Origin of the sequence: Shouchella patagoniensis, assembly GCF_002019705.1 — a bacterium.
Classification (GTDB): Bacteria; Bacillota; Bacilli; order Bacillales; family Bacillaceae_D; genus Shouchella; species Shouchella patagoniensis.
The window spans coordinates 1,554,050-1,568,239 of the sequence record NZ_KV917377.1; the positions used below are offsets into that span (position 1 = coordinate 1,554,050).

Genomic DNA, 14,190 nt, shown 5'->3' on the forward strand with positions numbered 1-14,190 from the left:
TTTATTCGCCCCCAACAGTAGCCAAAGCTTGTTCAAGCGTAAAACGATTTGTATATAGGGCTTTTCCAATAATTGCCCCGTTTAAATTTGCCTGTTCCAAACTTTTTATATCACTCAATGTCCCTACCCCACCTGAAGCAATTACATTTGCATTAGCGACTTTTGCAATACGCATGCAAGCTTCAGTATTTGGGCCAGTTAACATTCCATCACGGGAAATGTCTGTGAAAATAAACGTTCTAGCTCCATATTTAGCCATTTCCTCTGCCAAATCTTCTGCCAATACGTGCGATGTCTCTAACCAACCTTCTGTTGCGACAAAACCATCGCGAGCATCAATTCCAATTGCTATTTTTTCTCCAAATTGATTAAGCATCTTTTTCGCAAACTCTGGATTTTGGATAGCCACACTGCCAAGAACAATACGAGTAATACCATTATTTAAATAATTGTTAACATCTGCCTCTGTCCTTATGCCACCACCAACTTGAACCGGAATATCAAGACTTTGCGCTGTACGGATAATCTCCTCATGGTTCACTGGACGTTTCGCTTTCGCTCCATCAAGATCAACTAAATGAATCCACTGTGCACCTGATTTTTCAAAGGAGTGCGCCATTGCAAGTGGTGATTCCCCATAAATCGTTTCCTTGCTGTAATCCCCTTGTTGGAGACGTACGCATTTGCCACCTAATATATCAATCGCTGGATAAATTGTTAAGGTCATAAGAATTTCCCTCCACTATCTGACCGAACCGTTTTAATAAGCTCATACCAACCGTACCGCTTTTTTCAGGATGAAACTGCATTCCATATACAGAACCTTTTTGAACAATCGCTGGTACTTTTTGATAATAATCACTGCTTGCTACGATCACATCATCTATTGTATTCACTAAAAAAGAATGCACGAAATACACATGACCTACTGAAATATCTTTTACAATCAAGGCATCTTTTTCAAAACAAAGTTTGTTCCAGCCCATATGAGGCACCTTGTATGGTAATCCCTTTGAATCAAAGCCATCAAATCTCTTCACTTTACCAGGTAAATAACCTAACCCTGAAGTATCACCGTATTCCTTACTCGACTGGAACAACAACTGCATACCTAAACAAATACCCAAAAGCGGTTTTTTCCCGTAGACATATTCATCTAAGAATGAACGCATGCCGGTCTGCTCTAACGTTGCCATAGCATCTGGAAATGCACCCACGCCAGGCAAAATATAGCCAGTCGCTTGGTTTAGTTCTACTGGTTGATCACTAATAAGATAAGGAATTCCTAGGCGTTCTAGTGCTTTTGATACAGAATGTAAATTGCCCATTCCATAATCAATAATGCCGATCATTACAGCATCCCCTTTGTTGATAAAATTCCCTCTATATTCGGATCAATGGAAGTGGCCTCTTGCAAAGCCCGTGCACATGCTTTGAACATCGCTTCAATTATGTGATGAGTATTTTTGCCGTAATGTACAATTACATGTAAGTTCATTCTTGCCTCTAAAGAAAATTTCCAAAAAAATTCATGCACGAGCTCAGTGTCAAATGTGCCTACTTTTTCACTGGGAAGGTCTGCCCGAAATTCTAGATGTGGACGATTACTTAAATCCACAACAACTTGTACTAACGTTTCATCCATTGGCACAAATGCATTTCCATAACGTTTAATGCCTTCCTTATTTCCTAAAGCTCCTTTTAAAGCCTCACCCAAACAAATTCCTATATCTTCTGTTGTATGATGATCATCCACTTCAGTATCGCCAACTGCATTTACTTGCAAGTCAAAGCGACCGTGTTTTGCAAAGAGATCTAGCATATGTTCCATAAACGGAATCCCCGTTTGCAGACTTGACTGCCCTTTCCCATCAATAGAAAATGTTATAGCAATGTCAGTTTCACCCGTTTTTCTCTTTACTTCATACGATCTATTCATGACCATTCCTCCATTCGCTTATCGACTGCCCGAGCATGAGCTTCTAATCCTTCTAAGCGAGCTAAAGCTGTAATTAACGGAGCATTTTGTTTTAAAGCATCACGACTATATGAAATGACGCTTGATTTCTTCATAAAATCATCAACTGACAAAGGACTTGAAAACCTTGCAGTACCATTTGTCGGCAACACGTGGTTTGGACCTGCAAAGTAATCCCCAACTGGCTCTGTGCTATATGGTCCTAAAAAGATTGCACCTGCATGTTTGATTTTTCCAAGCAATAACATAGGTTCCTCAGTCATAATTTCTAAATGCTCTGGCGCAAGCTGATTTACTACATCAATTGCTTTATCAAGAGTTGGAACAAGATAAATGATCCCAAACGTCTCTATCGCTTTAGATGCAATCTCCTTTTTAGGTAACGATTGGAGTTGATTATCCACTTCCTTTTTTACAGCGTTAGCCAACTCCTTTGAATCTGTGACAAGAATAGAGGTGGCAAGTTCATCGTGTTCTGCTTGGGAAAGCAAGTCCGCAGCAACGTATGATGGATTTGCTTGAGAATCGGCTAACACACAAATCTCACTTGGACCTGCAATCATATCAATATCTACATCACCAAAAACAGCTCGCTTGGCTAGCGTGACATATTGATTACCAGGTCCAGTAATTTTATCAACTGGTTTGATTGTTTCTGTTCCATATGCCAAGGCTGCTATCGCTTGCGCTCCACCAACTTTATAAATCGTATCGACGCCTAATTCATTCGCTGTTACAAGCACTGCAGGTGGAAGCGTCCCATTGGGACCTGGAGGGGAAACCATTGTAATTGACTCTACTCCTGCCACCTGTGCTGGAATGGCATTCATCATAATGGTAGAAGGATATGCCGCTTTTCCACCAGGAACATAAATGCCAGCAGAATCGAGTGCAGTTAGTTTCTGTCCTAATACGGTTCCATCTTTAGTTGTCTGAAACCACGACTTTCCTTTCTGCTGTTGATGGAAGAACTTTATATTGCTAATCGCTTGCTTTATTGCTTCTAATACTTGAGAATCAAGTACACGATAAGCAGTTTCAATTTCAGCTGAAGACACACATAAATTATTTAAAATAGCGCGATCAAACTGTTTCGTAAATTGAAAAAGCGCTTGATCCCCGCCTTCCTTAACAGCATCAATAATATCTTCTACTAATTTAACGTCTTCTTTGCTACCGTGTAGACCAGTTCGTTTTAAAGATACCCGGTTTGTCTCTCCTAGTTCTATTATTCTCATTAGACTGTCCCCTTTACCACTTTTCCTAACCGCTCAACCATATTGCCTATTACATCAGCTTTAAGGCGGTAACTAGCCGAATTAACTATTAATCTCGATGTAATTTCTTCAATTTGTTCCAATTCAACGAGTCCATTTTCCCTTAACGTTTGTCCTGTCGAGACAATATCAACAATTCGTTCAGCCAATCCCATAATCGGTGCAAGTTCAATAGAACCATTTAGTTTAATAATTTCCACTTGCTCTCCTTGCTCTTTAAAGAAGCGAGTAGCTAAGTTTGGATATTTAGAAGCAACTTTAGGGTTCAGCTCACCTTTTTCGTAACCTGGTAAAGCGGCCACAGCCATATGACATGCACTAATTTTCAAGTCAAGAACTTCATGAACTTCACGCTTTTCTTCAAGCATCACATCTTTTCCAGCAACACCAACATCTGCAACACCGTGTTCGACATACGTAGGAACATCCATCGGTTTTGCTAAGATAAATCGCAAACTTTCTTCAGGTACTTCAACAATTAATTTTCTTGACTCTTCAAAAGCATTGGGCAACGAGTAACCAGCTAAACGTAACATCTGGACTGCTTCTTCAAAGATTCTCCCTTTCGGCATAGCAATTGTGAGCTCACTCATTCGTCCTGCCCCCCACTCGTTTTACCTACTACATAGTGCATATCCTCATAGACCGAGGCAATCACATCCTCGTTTTGAATTCCCTTCAAATCTTGTATAACTACTTTTTTACCCTCGTTTCTTAAAGCATCTGCCAATTGGTAAGCTTCCTTACGTCTCTCCTTGCTATACAATACACAAGATCTTTTCTCTAACCCTTCTCGTTTTTCAATTGCTTCTGTTAACAAATCTAAACGCAAGCCAAAACCGGTCGCTGGTCCAGGTCGACCAAATTTTTCGAGCAAGGCATCATAACGACCTCCTCCTCCAAGAGGTTGAGCCAATCGATTATGATACGTTTCAAACACACATCCAGTGTAATAATCCATATGCAATACAAGACTTAAATCAAATTTCACATGGGATGACAATTGATCATCCTCTAATAATTGTGCCAAATCACGAAGTTCGTTAATTGCTTGTTTCCCAGCAGTAGAATCAACAAGTTCCTCTGCTTCTTCCAACACTTCCTTTCCACCACGTAACAAACTAAGCTTTAGTAGTTTTTTCTCTTCGTTAGGCGAAAGATTAAATAAGGAAACTTGTTCACGAAAACCAACGTCATTTTTTTCAAATAATTGTTGACGTAACGCCACTGCTTTCTTCTCTGTACCTAGTACTTCAATAAAAAGTGCATTTAAAAAACCAATATGACCGATAGCTATTTGAAAATCGTTTAAACCGGCTTTATAAAGCACTTGGTTAAACAAAATAAGCATCTCTCCATCCGCGCTAGCTGTATCATCACCTATTAGTTCTACACCAATTTGCTCAAATTCTGCCGGTCTACCTCCTTCTACCTGTTGTGCTCGGTATAAGCTTGAATGATAAGACAGCCTTAATGGATAAGGCACTTGCTTCATGCTGGATGATGCAAGGCGTGCAATTGGAGCTGTCATGTCGGGACGCAAAACAAGTGTATTTCCATGCAAATCAATCAATTTAAAAAGCTGTTTATCTGAAATGGCCGAGGACTTTCCAACTGTCTCATAATATTCTAAAGCGGGAGTTTGTACTTGTTCATACCCCCAAGCTTCTAATTCTGTTTGGATCCATTCTGCGATTCGTTTTTGCATGCGAAAACGTGCTGGTAAAACATCTCGCATACCTAAAGGTTTCTCAAACATAAATGGTTCAGACAAAATAATCACTCCTCGCTTTTGCTTTAGTTTGCTAAATCGCTAATGAATTAAAGTTTTTTAACAGTTTACAATTCAGCCAGTTAAATGTCAACCGTTACGTTAGGTGACAAAGTGCTCTGCTATTCTAAACGTTTACGACAAATTACATGTATGGCTTTTCATCATTCTGTAATTTAGGATCATACATGTACTTATTGGAACTTCAATTTAGTCATAAAGGGATTAAAAGAATATAGATTTCTATTTTAATTAACCAAAAAACCTTTGAGATTTTTATCTCAAAGGTTTTTTGATCTACGGTCTGATACCGATTTCCACCCTGAACGTATCTGTATTCAATTGTCTTTTTTAATTACTTGCATTGGGTTACCAGCAACAAAAGCTCCGGCCGCTACATCCTTATGAACAACTGTACCTGCACCTACAATCGCATCATCGCCTATAAACACACCAGGTAGAATTGTACAATTAGCACCGATCATAACACTATTTCCAATGACCACATCCCCAAGACGGTATTCGTTTATTAAATACTCGTGGGCAAGAATCGTAGTATTATATCCAATTATCGTATTTGTCCCAACCTTTATTCGCTCTGGAAACATCGCATCTACCATTACCATTAAGGCAAATGCTGTATGATCTCCAATCTTCATTTTTAAAAAAGTACGGTAAAGCCAGTTTTTTAATTTGAATGATGGAGTAATTCTTGCCAACTGACTGACAATGAAGATCTTAGCTACTTTCCAAAACGAGACGGTTTGATACAACTGCCATAGCGAGTTCGTGTTTTCTACAGGATAGCGCTCTGTTCTGCGACTCACGATGTTTCCACGATAGACAGCAAATCATCCATTGATCGTAGCACATAGTCCGGATTGAGAGAACGAATATATGATTGGCCCTTAAAAGCCCAGCCAACTGCGGCAGTTTTCGTCCCAGCATTTCTTCCTGCATCTATATCGTGAGAGTTATCCCCAACCATAATTGCTTGCTCCGGGACAGAACCTAACTGTTTAAGCGCATTAAAGAGGGGCTCTGGGTGAGGCTTTTCATGTGTAACATGGTCAAAGCCAACCACTACGTCAAAGTAACGATCAAGACCTGTTAATGTTAAACCCATCTTAGCTGTTTCACTTATTTTCGTTGTCACGATTGCTAGTTTTATACCACGATCATGTAACTGCTTCACGCCTTCTTTTACTCCCTGATATTCTGCGACAAGCATATCATGGTGCAAGTGGTTAAAATCCCTATAAGTTTTAATGTATTCATCTGTTTTAGACGCATTTATTGAACTAAAAGTTTCGTATAAAGAAGGTCCAATAAAGGGCAATACTGTTTCTCGTTTATAAATTCCCGGGTAGTCAGGTTCAAGTGTGTGTAAAAAGGATTGAACAATCAATTCATTTGTATTAATAAGTGTCCCATCTAAATCAAACAAAACCGTATCAATGCTCATAAATAGCCTCCTTATTGTAGATCTCCCTGTTTTTCTTTTCAAGCTGCGTCCAAATTCGCGAAATAACGATTGTCAGCAATAACGCAGTCACGAGCCTTATTAACAGTAATGGCCAGACAGGTATACCAAGCACCAGAAATACAACAGTATCCTCAACTACCGCATGACAAGCAACAAGAAAAATAAAGACAATGTAGAGATCTTTCTTTCTTACTCTGTCTTGTTTTACAGCTTCAATCATTACACCTGCTCCATAAGCAAGACCGATTGTTAACCCCGAAGCAAGAGTAACTGAGGTGTTCCGATCCACACCAATTAAGCGGGTTAACGGCGCAAGCCATTTAGAAATGACGTTGAGCCAACCTCTCTCTCTCATGATCTGTACAACAAGCATTAATGGGATAACGATTACAGCAAGTTGAATGACTCCCCAGAATGCTGTTTCTAATCCCACTAAGATAATCGCCCCCCATCCAGTTACCTCAGCAGCCGTAGCGGAAGTTGAAGCTAAACCATATACAGCTTGCTCACTCCCACCACTCCAAACTAGATTGATGACAAGTGCAGAAAAGAACGCTAAAAATAGACGTACAGCAATGATTGGCGCTACTTTAATACCAACCTTAGTCGCAACTGCCGATTCAACAATGAGATTATGAGAAAACGACAACATAATGGCTAATATAAAAACTTCTTTTACAGTTAATTCGAGTGATAAAATCGCACCAATCCCTGCAAATAAGTTCAAAACATTTCCGATTACTAATGGAATTGCCGCTTCACCAGGAAGTCCAATTAAGTTCATTATCGGGGCAATTAAATTAGCAATCCAATCAAGTACCGGTGTATAACCGAGCAACGTCACAAACAATGTAATCGGGAATATAATTTTCCCTAACGTCCATGTTGTTGCTAGTCCTGATAATAATCCTCTCCTTATCATCCTTGTAACAACCTTCTTTCTCTCTACTTCGACTTATTGCCTCCATCATCTAAGTAACGAGGCGGATTTACGATCAAGCGACGGTATATCCATAGAATAATTGCAACAGCGATTAGTATAATCGATATTAGTTGCGCTGTCCGTAATGACTCTCCGATTAATAAATAATCAAGACGTATACCCTCAATAAAAAAGCGACCAACTGAATACCAAATCATATAACTAAAGAAAAGTTCACCTTGTCGCAAATTCACACGACGAAGAAGAATTAATAAAATAACCCCAACTATACTCCAAAGAGATTCATAAAGGAAAGTAGGATGATAATATGTACCTCCAATATACATTTGGTTAATAATCCAATCTGGTAATAAAAGTCCTTCCAAAAAATCTCGTGATACCGGTCCACCATAAACTTCTTGATTCACAAAATTGCCCCAACGTCCAATAGCCTGACCGATTAAAATTGCTGGAGCAGCTACGTCTGCAATTTTCCAGAAAGATAACTTTTTTACACGCGCAAAAACAATCGCTGTAACAACTGCACCAATTAAGGCGCCATGAATCGCGATCCCGCCTTCTCGTAAATAAAACACACTGACTGGGTTATCGGCGAATTGATCCCAGCGAAATATAACATAATACAACCTTGCTGAAATAATTGAAATAGGCAATGCCCACACAAGCAAATCAGCAAAAGTCTCTTTAGGTAACCCTCTTCTTTCACTTTCATATCGAGTCCATAAATAAGCTACCCCAACCCCCGAAAGGATTAGAACTGCATACCAATAAATATCAATGGGCCCTAAAGATAAAAACACACGGTTCAACGGTTCAATCTGTTCTTCCATCCGTTACACTCCTTTTCCATTAAAATTCGTTATCTCCCTGTTCAATCACTTGAGTTAAACGTTCAGAAAACTCTTGTGCAGCATTAAATCCTAGGCGTTTTAAACGAAAATTCATGGCCGCTACCTCAATAATAACAGCAAGATTTCGACCAGGCCGAACCGGGATTGTTAGTTTTGTAATTTCTGTATCAAATATTTTCATCTTATCTTCTTCAAGTCCTAAACGATCATATGCTTTCTTTTGGTCCCATAATTCTAAATTCATACATAAACTAATACGTTTAAACGGCCTCACCGCACCTGCACCGAATAAGGTCATCACATTAATAATCCCTAATCCGCGTATTTCTAGCAAGTGTTGCAGCAGTGGAGGTGGATGACCAACAAGCGTATCTTCATTTTGTTGCCTAATTTCAACTGAATCATCCGCGACAAGACGGTGACCACGACGTACGAGATCAAGAGCCGTTTCACTCTTTCCGACTCCACTTCCTCCAGTTATAAGCACCCCAATCCCATAAATATCAACTAGAACCCCATGCACAGCAGTAATTGGTGCTAATTCACTTTCCAAGAAATTTGTAACCCGACTGCTTAACTGAGTTGTTGTTAAAGTTGATCGCAAAACAGGAACATCACGTTTATCTGCTGCCTGAAGCAATTGATCAGGCGCTTCGAGCCCTCTAGACAAAATAATGCCTGGCGTATCATATGTACACAGTTTTGTCATTCGTTCCTCTTTCTCTTGGTCAGAAAGGGATTTCAAAAAAGAAAGTTCAGTCCGCCCGATTAACTGTAATCGGCGAGCGGGGTAATATGTAAAAAAGCCAGCCATCTCAATACCAGGTCTTGAAATATCACTAGTTGTAATTGGTCTATAAATTCCTTCTTCTCCCGCCAATAATTCAAATTGGAACTTTTCTAAAATATCATTTGCTGTTACTTTTGTCATTCTCATTCACCTCATTATCCACTTGTCCATCTGCATTACTAGCCATATTGTAGCACGATTTTTGCTGGACGCCTAAAACAGAAAACGATGACCTGGATGAACCAATACATTTATTATGATACTGGCAATCAGATCCCTAATCTTTTTATTTTCTAACCGGGATCATTCATAAAGATAAAACTTAAACTAGATTCTTATGATCATTTTTTTAATTATTGTTTCCTTAATAAAAAAACATGAGTCTGATTTAATCAGAACTCATGCCCTTGAATTAACTAACTATTGCTCGTAGTCTTATCATGCTCGTTTGACTGGATTAATCAAAATTGCTTGGAACAAGGCAATAATAATCGCGGCTAGTAACGCAATACCAAATCCATCAATTACAAAGTAACTACCCATTAACCAAGCCGCTAGCATTAACGTTAATGCACTAATGACAAACATGAACAATCCGAGAGTTAAGATCGTTATTGGCAATGTTAGTACCGTAAGCAACGGCTTTACTGTCCAATTGAGTATTGTTAATACTAACGCGGCAATAATCGCGGCACCAAAACTACTTAAATCAAAACCAGAAAACAGTCCTGACAGAAGCCACAATACAAGCGCATTTAAAAGCAGCCCTATCAGCCATCTCATGTTTATATCCTCCTACTCTTTATCCATTGGTATAATGAAAGTAGCAATTACATAGGCAATTACAGTTGGCCAAACTGTTGTAAAAATCGCCAATATAACCGCAATAATTCTTATAACAGTCGGATCAACATTAAAGTACTTACCAATTCCCCCGCAAACGCCTGTAATAATTCGGCTTTCCTGCGAGCGTACTAAACGTTTCATCTAAATCTCCCTTTCTTACCTCACACTTTCCTTGTTTTCCTTCTATTTCTATTAACTAAACATACACTACTTATCTTGTAGCGTGATACTTCCTGTGTTAGCAACAGCGTGGACTCTCACACGAGTAGACTGGCCCGAATTTGCGGTTACTTGCATATAACGTTGACCAATGTCTTTCTTTTCATCAACCACTTCTGAAAAAGCCAGACGGTTGTTAATTGACCCAACATTTGACTTTAACTTACCATCAAAGCGAACTTGATCTGAAACATGCAGTTTTAAACTACCAGTTGTTGTTTTCAAGTCTACATAACCAGATTCTCCAGTATCCTCAATTTCGTAGGAAATAGAGCCATTCACTGTTTCCACATCAGCATCTTGAATCGCACCTGTGACTTTAATTGTACCATTTAACGTTTTTGCCTCAAGTAATTGCAATTTGCCACCTTCACAATTAATGCTCCCATTAACGGTTTCAATTGAAGCTTTTTTAGAAATAAGACCTTCCGTTTTTATCAAACCATTTGTCGTATTCGCCTCAAATGTCTCCACCTTTAGAGAGTCGCCTTTTAAGGAACCGTTAAAGGTATAAAGCTTCATATGATTATACGACGCTTCTGGTACGTAAAGAGTCGCATTTACTTTCATTGTTTTAGACTTAGTTTCAAAAAGAAGCTTTTCTTCCGTAACTGAAAAAGTTGATTCGTTTAAGAAAAACGTTTTCGCTTCTTCCTCATCACTCATGCGGTACACTTTTACTTGGCATTCTATTCGTACGTCTGGTTTATCCCATGGTATAACCTCTACCGATCCATTATCTAGCAGGACATGAACGGTGTTTGGCGTAATATTTTGATGTTGAAAGATATGATCAACCTCTGTAGCCGCTCCAAAATTGAAGTCAAAATCACCGTCCTTAACTTTCTGAATGGCTGATTCAAAAAAACCTGTAAGCTTTGAAAAAGGCGTTTCCTCCGATGTCTCTTTTCGTTGTTGTTTTTGTTTATATGAGTCTCCACCCGTTTCATCTAAATCCGTGGTTAATGCTTTTGACGATGTATCTTCCTGTCCTTTGCCAACTGCGTCAAGTAATTTCAAACCTTCTTCAGCGGAAACTTTTCCATCCTCAATCATTTTTAAAATCATTTTTCGCTCTTCCACGGCAATCGCTCCTTTTGCTTTTTTATACTTCTATCTTATTACGAAGCAGCTAGGCAACATGTTTCAATTTCCGTTAACTTTTCTGGCCTGCGCCTTCTAACTGAGCTTCAAGTCTTGCCTTATCGCGCTCTAATATGGGCTTTAAATACTGACCTGTATAAGAGCCAACCGTTTCAGCTACAACCTCTGGGGTTCCTTCTGCGACAAGCATTCCCCCTCCAACGCCACCTTCTGGTCCTAAGTCGATAATATGATCTACCGTTTTAATGACATCTAAGTTGTGCTCGATCACAAGAACAGTATCACCATTATCAACTAAACGTTGCAACACTTTTAACAAGCGATCAATATCATCCACATGCAAGCCAGTCGTTGGTTCATCTAGAATATACAATGTCCGTCCTGTTGGCCTTTTATGAAGTTGTGACGCCAATTTCACCCGTTGCGCTTCTCCACCTGATAAGGTTGTTGCTGGCTGACCTAAACGAATATATCCTAGTCCCACATCAATTAAGGTTTGAATTTTCCGTTTGATCTTTGGAATGCTTCCAAAGAATTCAACTCCTTCTTCAACCGTCATTGCTAGTACATCAGCAATCGCTTTTCCTTTATATGTGACTTCTAATGTTTCACGATTATACCTTTTTCCATGACAAACTTCACAAGGAACATAAACGTCAGGTAAAAAATGCATCTCTATTTTTATGATGCCATCACCTTTACATGCCTCGCAACGCCCACCTTTTACATTAAAACTAAAGCGCCCTTTTTTATAACCACGCACTTTCGCTTCGTTCGTCATCGCAAAGACATCACGAATATCATCAAAAACACTTGTGTAAGTTGCTGGGTTTGACCTTGGCGTACGACCAATTGGCGATTGATCAATATCAATCACTTTATCCATTTCATTAATGCCCACAATCTCTTTATGCTTGCCTGGCTTTCCTTTTGCTCGATGAATCTTTTGAGCAAGTGCTTTATGAACAATTTCATTAATCAATGTACTCTTACCAGAACCAGAGACTCCAGTCACAGCCATAAACACACCAAGAGGAAAAGTCACATCAATGTTCCGTAGATTATTTGCTGCAGCCTTTTTCACCGTAAAACTACGATCTGTTAAAGATCTGCGTTCAGAAGGAACAGGAATAAATTTCTCACCTGATAGATACTGACCTGTTAGAGAATTTGAATCTTCTATAAGCTCTTTTGGCGTACCTTGTGCAGTTACAAAACCACCGTGTACACCGGCTCCCGGACCAATATCAATGATATGATCTGCTGCAAGCATCGTATCTTCATCATGTTCAACAACAATTAATGTATTTCCTAAATCCCTCATGCGCTTCAATGTTTCAATCAATCGGTCATTATCTCGTTGATGAAGACCAATTGAGGGTTCGTCAAGAATATAGAGCACTCCCATGAGCGATGATCCAATTTGTGTTGCTAGTCGAATTCGCTGTGCTTCCCCACCAGATAATGTCCCAGCGGCACGAGAAAGAGTTAAATAATCTAGGCCAACGTTAATTAAGAATCCGATTCTGTCTTCAATCTCTTTCAGAATTAATCGCGAAATTGCACGATCTTTTTCTGAGAGATCTAGTTCATTAATAAATACAGATGCGTCTGCACAAGAAAGCTGACTTACTTCGCCAATATGTTTACCACCTACAAATACAGCAAGCGTTTCTTTTTTTAATCGATAACCTTTGCATGTAGGGCAGTTTTTCTGTGCCATATATGATTCCATTTGATCACGGATGTAATCAGAGCTTGTTTCTCTGTAACGGCGGGCAATGTTCGTTAACACACCCTCGAATAAAATCATATGCTCGCGAACTCGACCAAAATCATTTTCATAATGGAAAAAGATCTTTTCTTTACCACTTCCGTTTAATAAAATGCTTTGCAGTTTTTCTGGTAAGTCCTCAAAGGGCTTATCCATATCAATACTAAAATGATCGCAAACCGCCTCTAACAACTGTGGATAGTATGTGGAACTAGTTGGTTCCCATGGAGCAATTGCATGCTCGCGTAAAGATCTCGAAGGATCAGGAATAACTAATTCACTATCTACCTCTAACTTCACACCAAGCCCGTCACATGTTTGGCAAGCCCCGTACGGACTGTTAAATGAAAACGCTCGTGGCTCAAGCTCTGGGATTGAGAATCCGCATTCAGGACATGCGTGATGTTGGCTAAATAACAGCTCTTCGCCATCAATTATATCGACTAACACTCTCCCATCAGCAAGAGTAAGAGCAGTCTCAAGCGAATCTGCAATTCTCGTTTGGACGCCCTCCTTAATTACAACACGGTCAATCACAACTTCTATATTGTGCTTTTTATTCTTCTCAAGCTCAATGACTTCTGCCGCTTCCATCATTTCTCCGTTAATGCGGACACGAACATAGCCGTCTTTCTTTATTTGTTCAAGTACTTTTACATGGGTCCCTTTTCGTCCAGATACAACGGGAGCCATAATTTGCATTTTTGTTTTCTCTGGATAATCAAGTATCCGATCAACCATTTGCTGCACCGTCTGTGAAGAAATTTCAATACCATGCCGTGGACATATAGGTCGTCCAATTCTTGCATAAAGTAAACGCAAATAATCATGAATCTCCGTTACCGTTCCTACTGTCGAGCGAGGATTACGGCTTGTTGTCTTCTGATCTATCGATATTGCAGGTGAAAGTCCTTCTATTGAATCCACATCAGGTTTGTCCATTTGCCCAAGAAATTGACGAGCATAAGCGGACAACGATTCCACATATCTCCGTTGTCCTTCTGCATAGATTGTATCAAATGCCAGCGACGACTTCCCTGAACCAGATAATCCGGTTAGAACAACTAATTTGCCCCTTGGTATGGAAACATCCATATTCTTTAAATTGTTGGAGCGAGCTCCCTTAACCACAATTTGTTCGTGTGCCATCA

The 14,190-nt window shown here is 39.5% G+C and carries 15 protein-coding genes; all 15 read right to left on the reverse strand.

Going from position 1 to position 14,190, the window contains the following annotated elements; translation table 11 throughout:
• Position 1: 1 nt before the first annotated feature.
• The 15 genes from hisA to uvrA all read right to left on the reverse strand — a co-directional run bounded on the left by hisA (position 2) and on the right by uvrA (position 14,188).
• The gene (gene hisA / locus BK584_RS08430) at positions 2-727 is read right to left on the reverse strand and encodes a 1-(5-phosphoribosyl)-5-[(5-phosphoribosylamino)methylideneamino]imidazole-4-carboxamide isomerase (protein WP_078392197.1); all 726 of its coding nucleotides are present in this window, start codon (positions 725-727) and stop codon (positions 2-4) included.
• Positions 699-1,352 carry an imidazole glycerol phosphate synthase subunit HisH gene (gene hisH, locus BK584_RS08435; protein WP_078392198.1) on the reverse strand — a complete coding sequence of 218 codons (654 nt, stop codon included), beginning with the start codon at positions 1,350-1,352 and terminating at the stop codon, positions 699-701. The genes hisA and hisH overlap by 29 nt, the downstream gene beginning before the upstream one ends.
• On the reverse strand, positions 1,352-1,939 hold the full coding sequence (hisB, locus tag BK584_RS08440; protein ID WP_078392199.1) for an imidazoleglycerol-phosphate dehydratase HisB: 588 nt from the start codon (positions 1,937-1,939) through the stop codon (positions 1,352-1,354). Before hisB ends, hisH begins: the two co-directional genes overlap by 1 nt.
• On the reverse strand, positions 1,936-3,216 hold the full coding sequence (gene hisD / locus BK584_RS08445) for a histidinol dehydrogenase (RefSeq protein ID WP_078392200.1): 1,281 nt from the start codon (positions 3,214-3,216) through the stop codon (positions 1,936-1,938). Before hisD ends, hisB begins: the two co-directional genes overlap by 4 nt.
• A complete protein-coding gene (gene hisG / locus BK584_RS08450; RefSeq protein WP_078392201.1) occupies positions 3,216-3,848 on the reverse strand; it encodes an ATP phosphoribosyltransferase in 633 nt (210 codons plus the stop codon). The genes hisD and hisG overlap by 1 nt, the downstream gene beginning before the upstream one ends.
• Positions 3,845-5,029, reverse strand: coding sequence for an ATP phosphoribosyltransferase regulatory subunit (locus tag BK584_RS08455; protein WP_180320500.1), 1,185 nt, complete (start codon positions 5,027-5,029; stop codon positions 3,845-3,847). The genes hisG and BK584_RS08455 overlap by 4 nt, the downstream gene beginning before the upstream one ends.
• 335 nt (positions 5,030-5,364) lie before the next feature.
• Positions 5,365-5,853 (reverse strand): acyltransferase, encoded by a 489-nt coding sequence (locus tag BK584_RS08460; RefSeq protein ID WP_078392202.1) that lies wholly within the window; start codon positions 5,851-5,853, stop codon positions 5,365-5,367.
• Positions 5,850-6,491, reverse strand: a complete 642-nt coding sequence (gene ppaX / locus BK584_RS08465; RefSeq protein ID WP_078392203.1) for a pyrophosphatase PpaX — start codon at positions 6,489-6,491, stop codon at positions 5,850-5,852. Before ppaX ends, BK584_RS08460 begins: the two co-directional genes overlap by 4 nt.
• Complete coding sequence (locus tag BK584_RS08470; RefSeq protein WP_078392204.1) at positions 6,481-7,434, reverse strand: nucleoside recognition domain-containing protein; 954 nt, start codon at positions 7,432-7,434, stop codon at positions 6,481-6,483. The genes ppaX and BK584_RS08470 overlap by 11 nt, the downstream gene beginning before the upstream one ends.
• Before the next feature lie 23 nt (positions 7,435-7,457).
• Positions 7,458-8,285 (reverse strand): prolipoprotein diacylglyceryl transferase, encoded by an 828-nt coding sequence (lgt, locus tag BK584_RS08475; protein WP_078392205.1) that lies wholly within the window; start codon positions 8,283-8,285, stop codon positions 7,458-7,460.
• 19 nt (positions 8,286-8,304) lie between these two features.
• Positions 8,305-9,237, reverse strand: coding sequence for an HPr(Ser) kinase/phosphatase (hprK, locus tag BK584_RS08480; protein WP_054704426.1), 933 nt, complete (start codon positions 9,235-9,237; stop codon positions 8,305-8,307).
• Between the two features lie 297 nt (positions 9,238-9,534).
• Positions 9,535-9,879 carry a phage holin family protein gene (locus tag BK584_RS08485; protein ID WP_078392206.1) on the reverse strand — a complete coding sequence of 115 codons (345 nt, stop codon included), beginning with the start codon at positions 9,877-9,879 and terminating at the stop codon, positions 9,535-9,537.
• 12 nt (positions 9,880-9,891) lie between these two features.
• On the reverse strand, positions 9,892-10,083 hold the full coding sequence (locus tag BK584_RS08490; protein WP_078392207.1) for a PspC domain-containing protein: 192 nt from the start codon (positions 10,081-10,083) through the stop codon (positions 9,892-9,894).
• Positions 10,084-10,149: 66 nt separating this feature from the next.
• The gene (locus tag BK584_RS08495) at positions 10,150-11,244 is read right to left on the reverse strand and encodes a DUF4097 family beta strand repeat-containing protein (protein ID WP_078392208.1); all 1,095 of its coding nucleotides are present in this window, start codon (positions 11,242-11,244) and stop codon (positions 10,150-10,152) included.
• A 73-nt stretch (positions 11,245-11,317) separates the two neighbouring features.
• Positions 11,318-14,188, reverse strand: coding sequence for an excinuclease ABC subunit UvrA (gene uvrA, locus BK584_RS08500; protein WP_078392209.1), 2,871 nt, complete (start codon positions 14,186-14,188; stop codon positions 11,318-11,320).
• Positions 14,189-14,190 lie beyond the last annotated feature (2 nt).

What these genes read in the sequence shown, in the direction of transcription:
- hisA (WP_078392197.1), bottom strand. Translation starts at nt 727, where the DNA reads ATGACCTTAACAATTTATCCAGCGATTGATATATTAGGTGGCAAATGC.
- hisH (WP_078392198.1), bottom strand. Translation starts at nt 1,352, where the DNA reads ATGATCGGCATTATTGATTATGGAATGGGCAATTTACATTCTGTATCA.
- hisB (WP_078392199.1), bottom strand. Translation starts at nt 1,939, where the DNA reads ATGAATAGATCGTATGAAGTAAAGAGAAAAACGGGTGAAACTGACATT.
- hisD (WP_078392200.1), bottom strand. Translation starts at nt 3,216, where the DNA reads ATGAGAATAATAGAACTAGGAGAGACAAACCGGGTATCTTTAAAACGA.
- hisG (WP_078392201.1), bottom strand. Translation starts at nt 3,848, where the DNA reads ATGAGTGAGCTCACAATTGCTATGCCGAAAGGGAGAATCTTTGAAGAA.
- ppaX (WP_078392203.1), bottom strand. Translation starts at nt 6,491, where the DNA reads ATGAGCATTGATACGGTTTTGTTTGATTTAGATGGGACACTTATTAAT.
- BK584_RS08470 (WP_078392204.1), bottom strand. Translation starts at nt 7,434, where the DNA reads ATGATAAGGAGAGGATTATTATCAGGACTAGCAACAACATGGACGTTA.
- lgt (WP_078392205.1), bottom strand. Translation starts at nt 8,285, where the DNA reads ATGGAAGAACAGATTGAACCGTTGAACCGTGTGTTTTTATCTTTAGGG.
- hprK (WP_054704426.1), bottom strand. Translation starts at nt 9,237, where the DNA reads ATGACAAAAGTAACAGCAAATGATATTTTAGAAAAGTTCCAATTTGAA.
- BK584_RS08485 (WP_078392206.1), bottom strand. Translation starts at nt 9,879, where the DNA reads ATGAGATGGCTGATAGGGCTGCTTTTAAATGCGCTTGTATTGTGGCTT.
- BK584_RS08490 (WP_078392207.1), bottom strand. Translation starts at nt 10,083, where the DNA reads ATGAAACGTTTAGTACGCTCGCAGGAAAGCCGAATTATTACAGGCGTT.
- uvrA (WP_078392209.1), bottom strand. Translation starts at nt 14,188, where the DNA reads ATGGCACACGAACAAATTGTGGTTAAGGGAGCTCGCTCCAACAATTTA.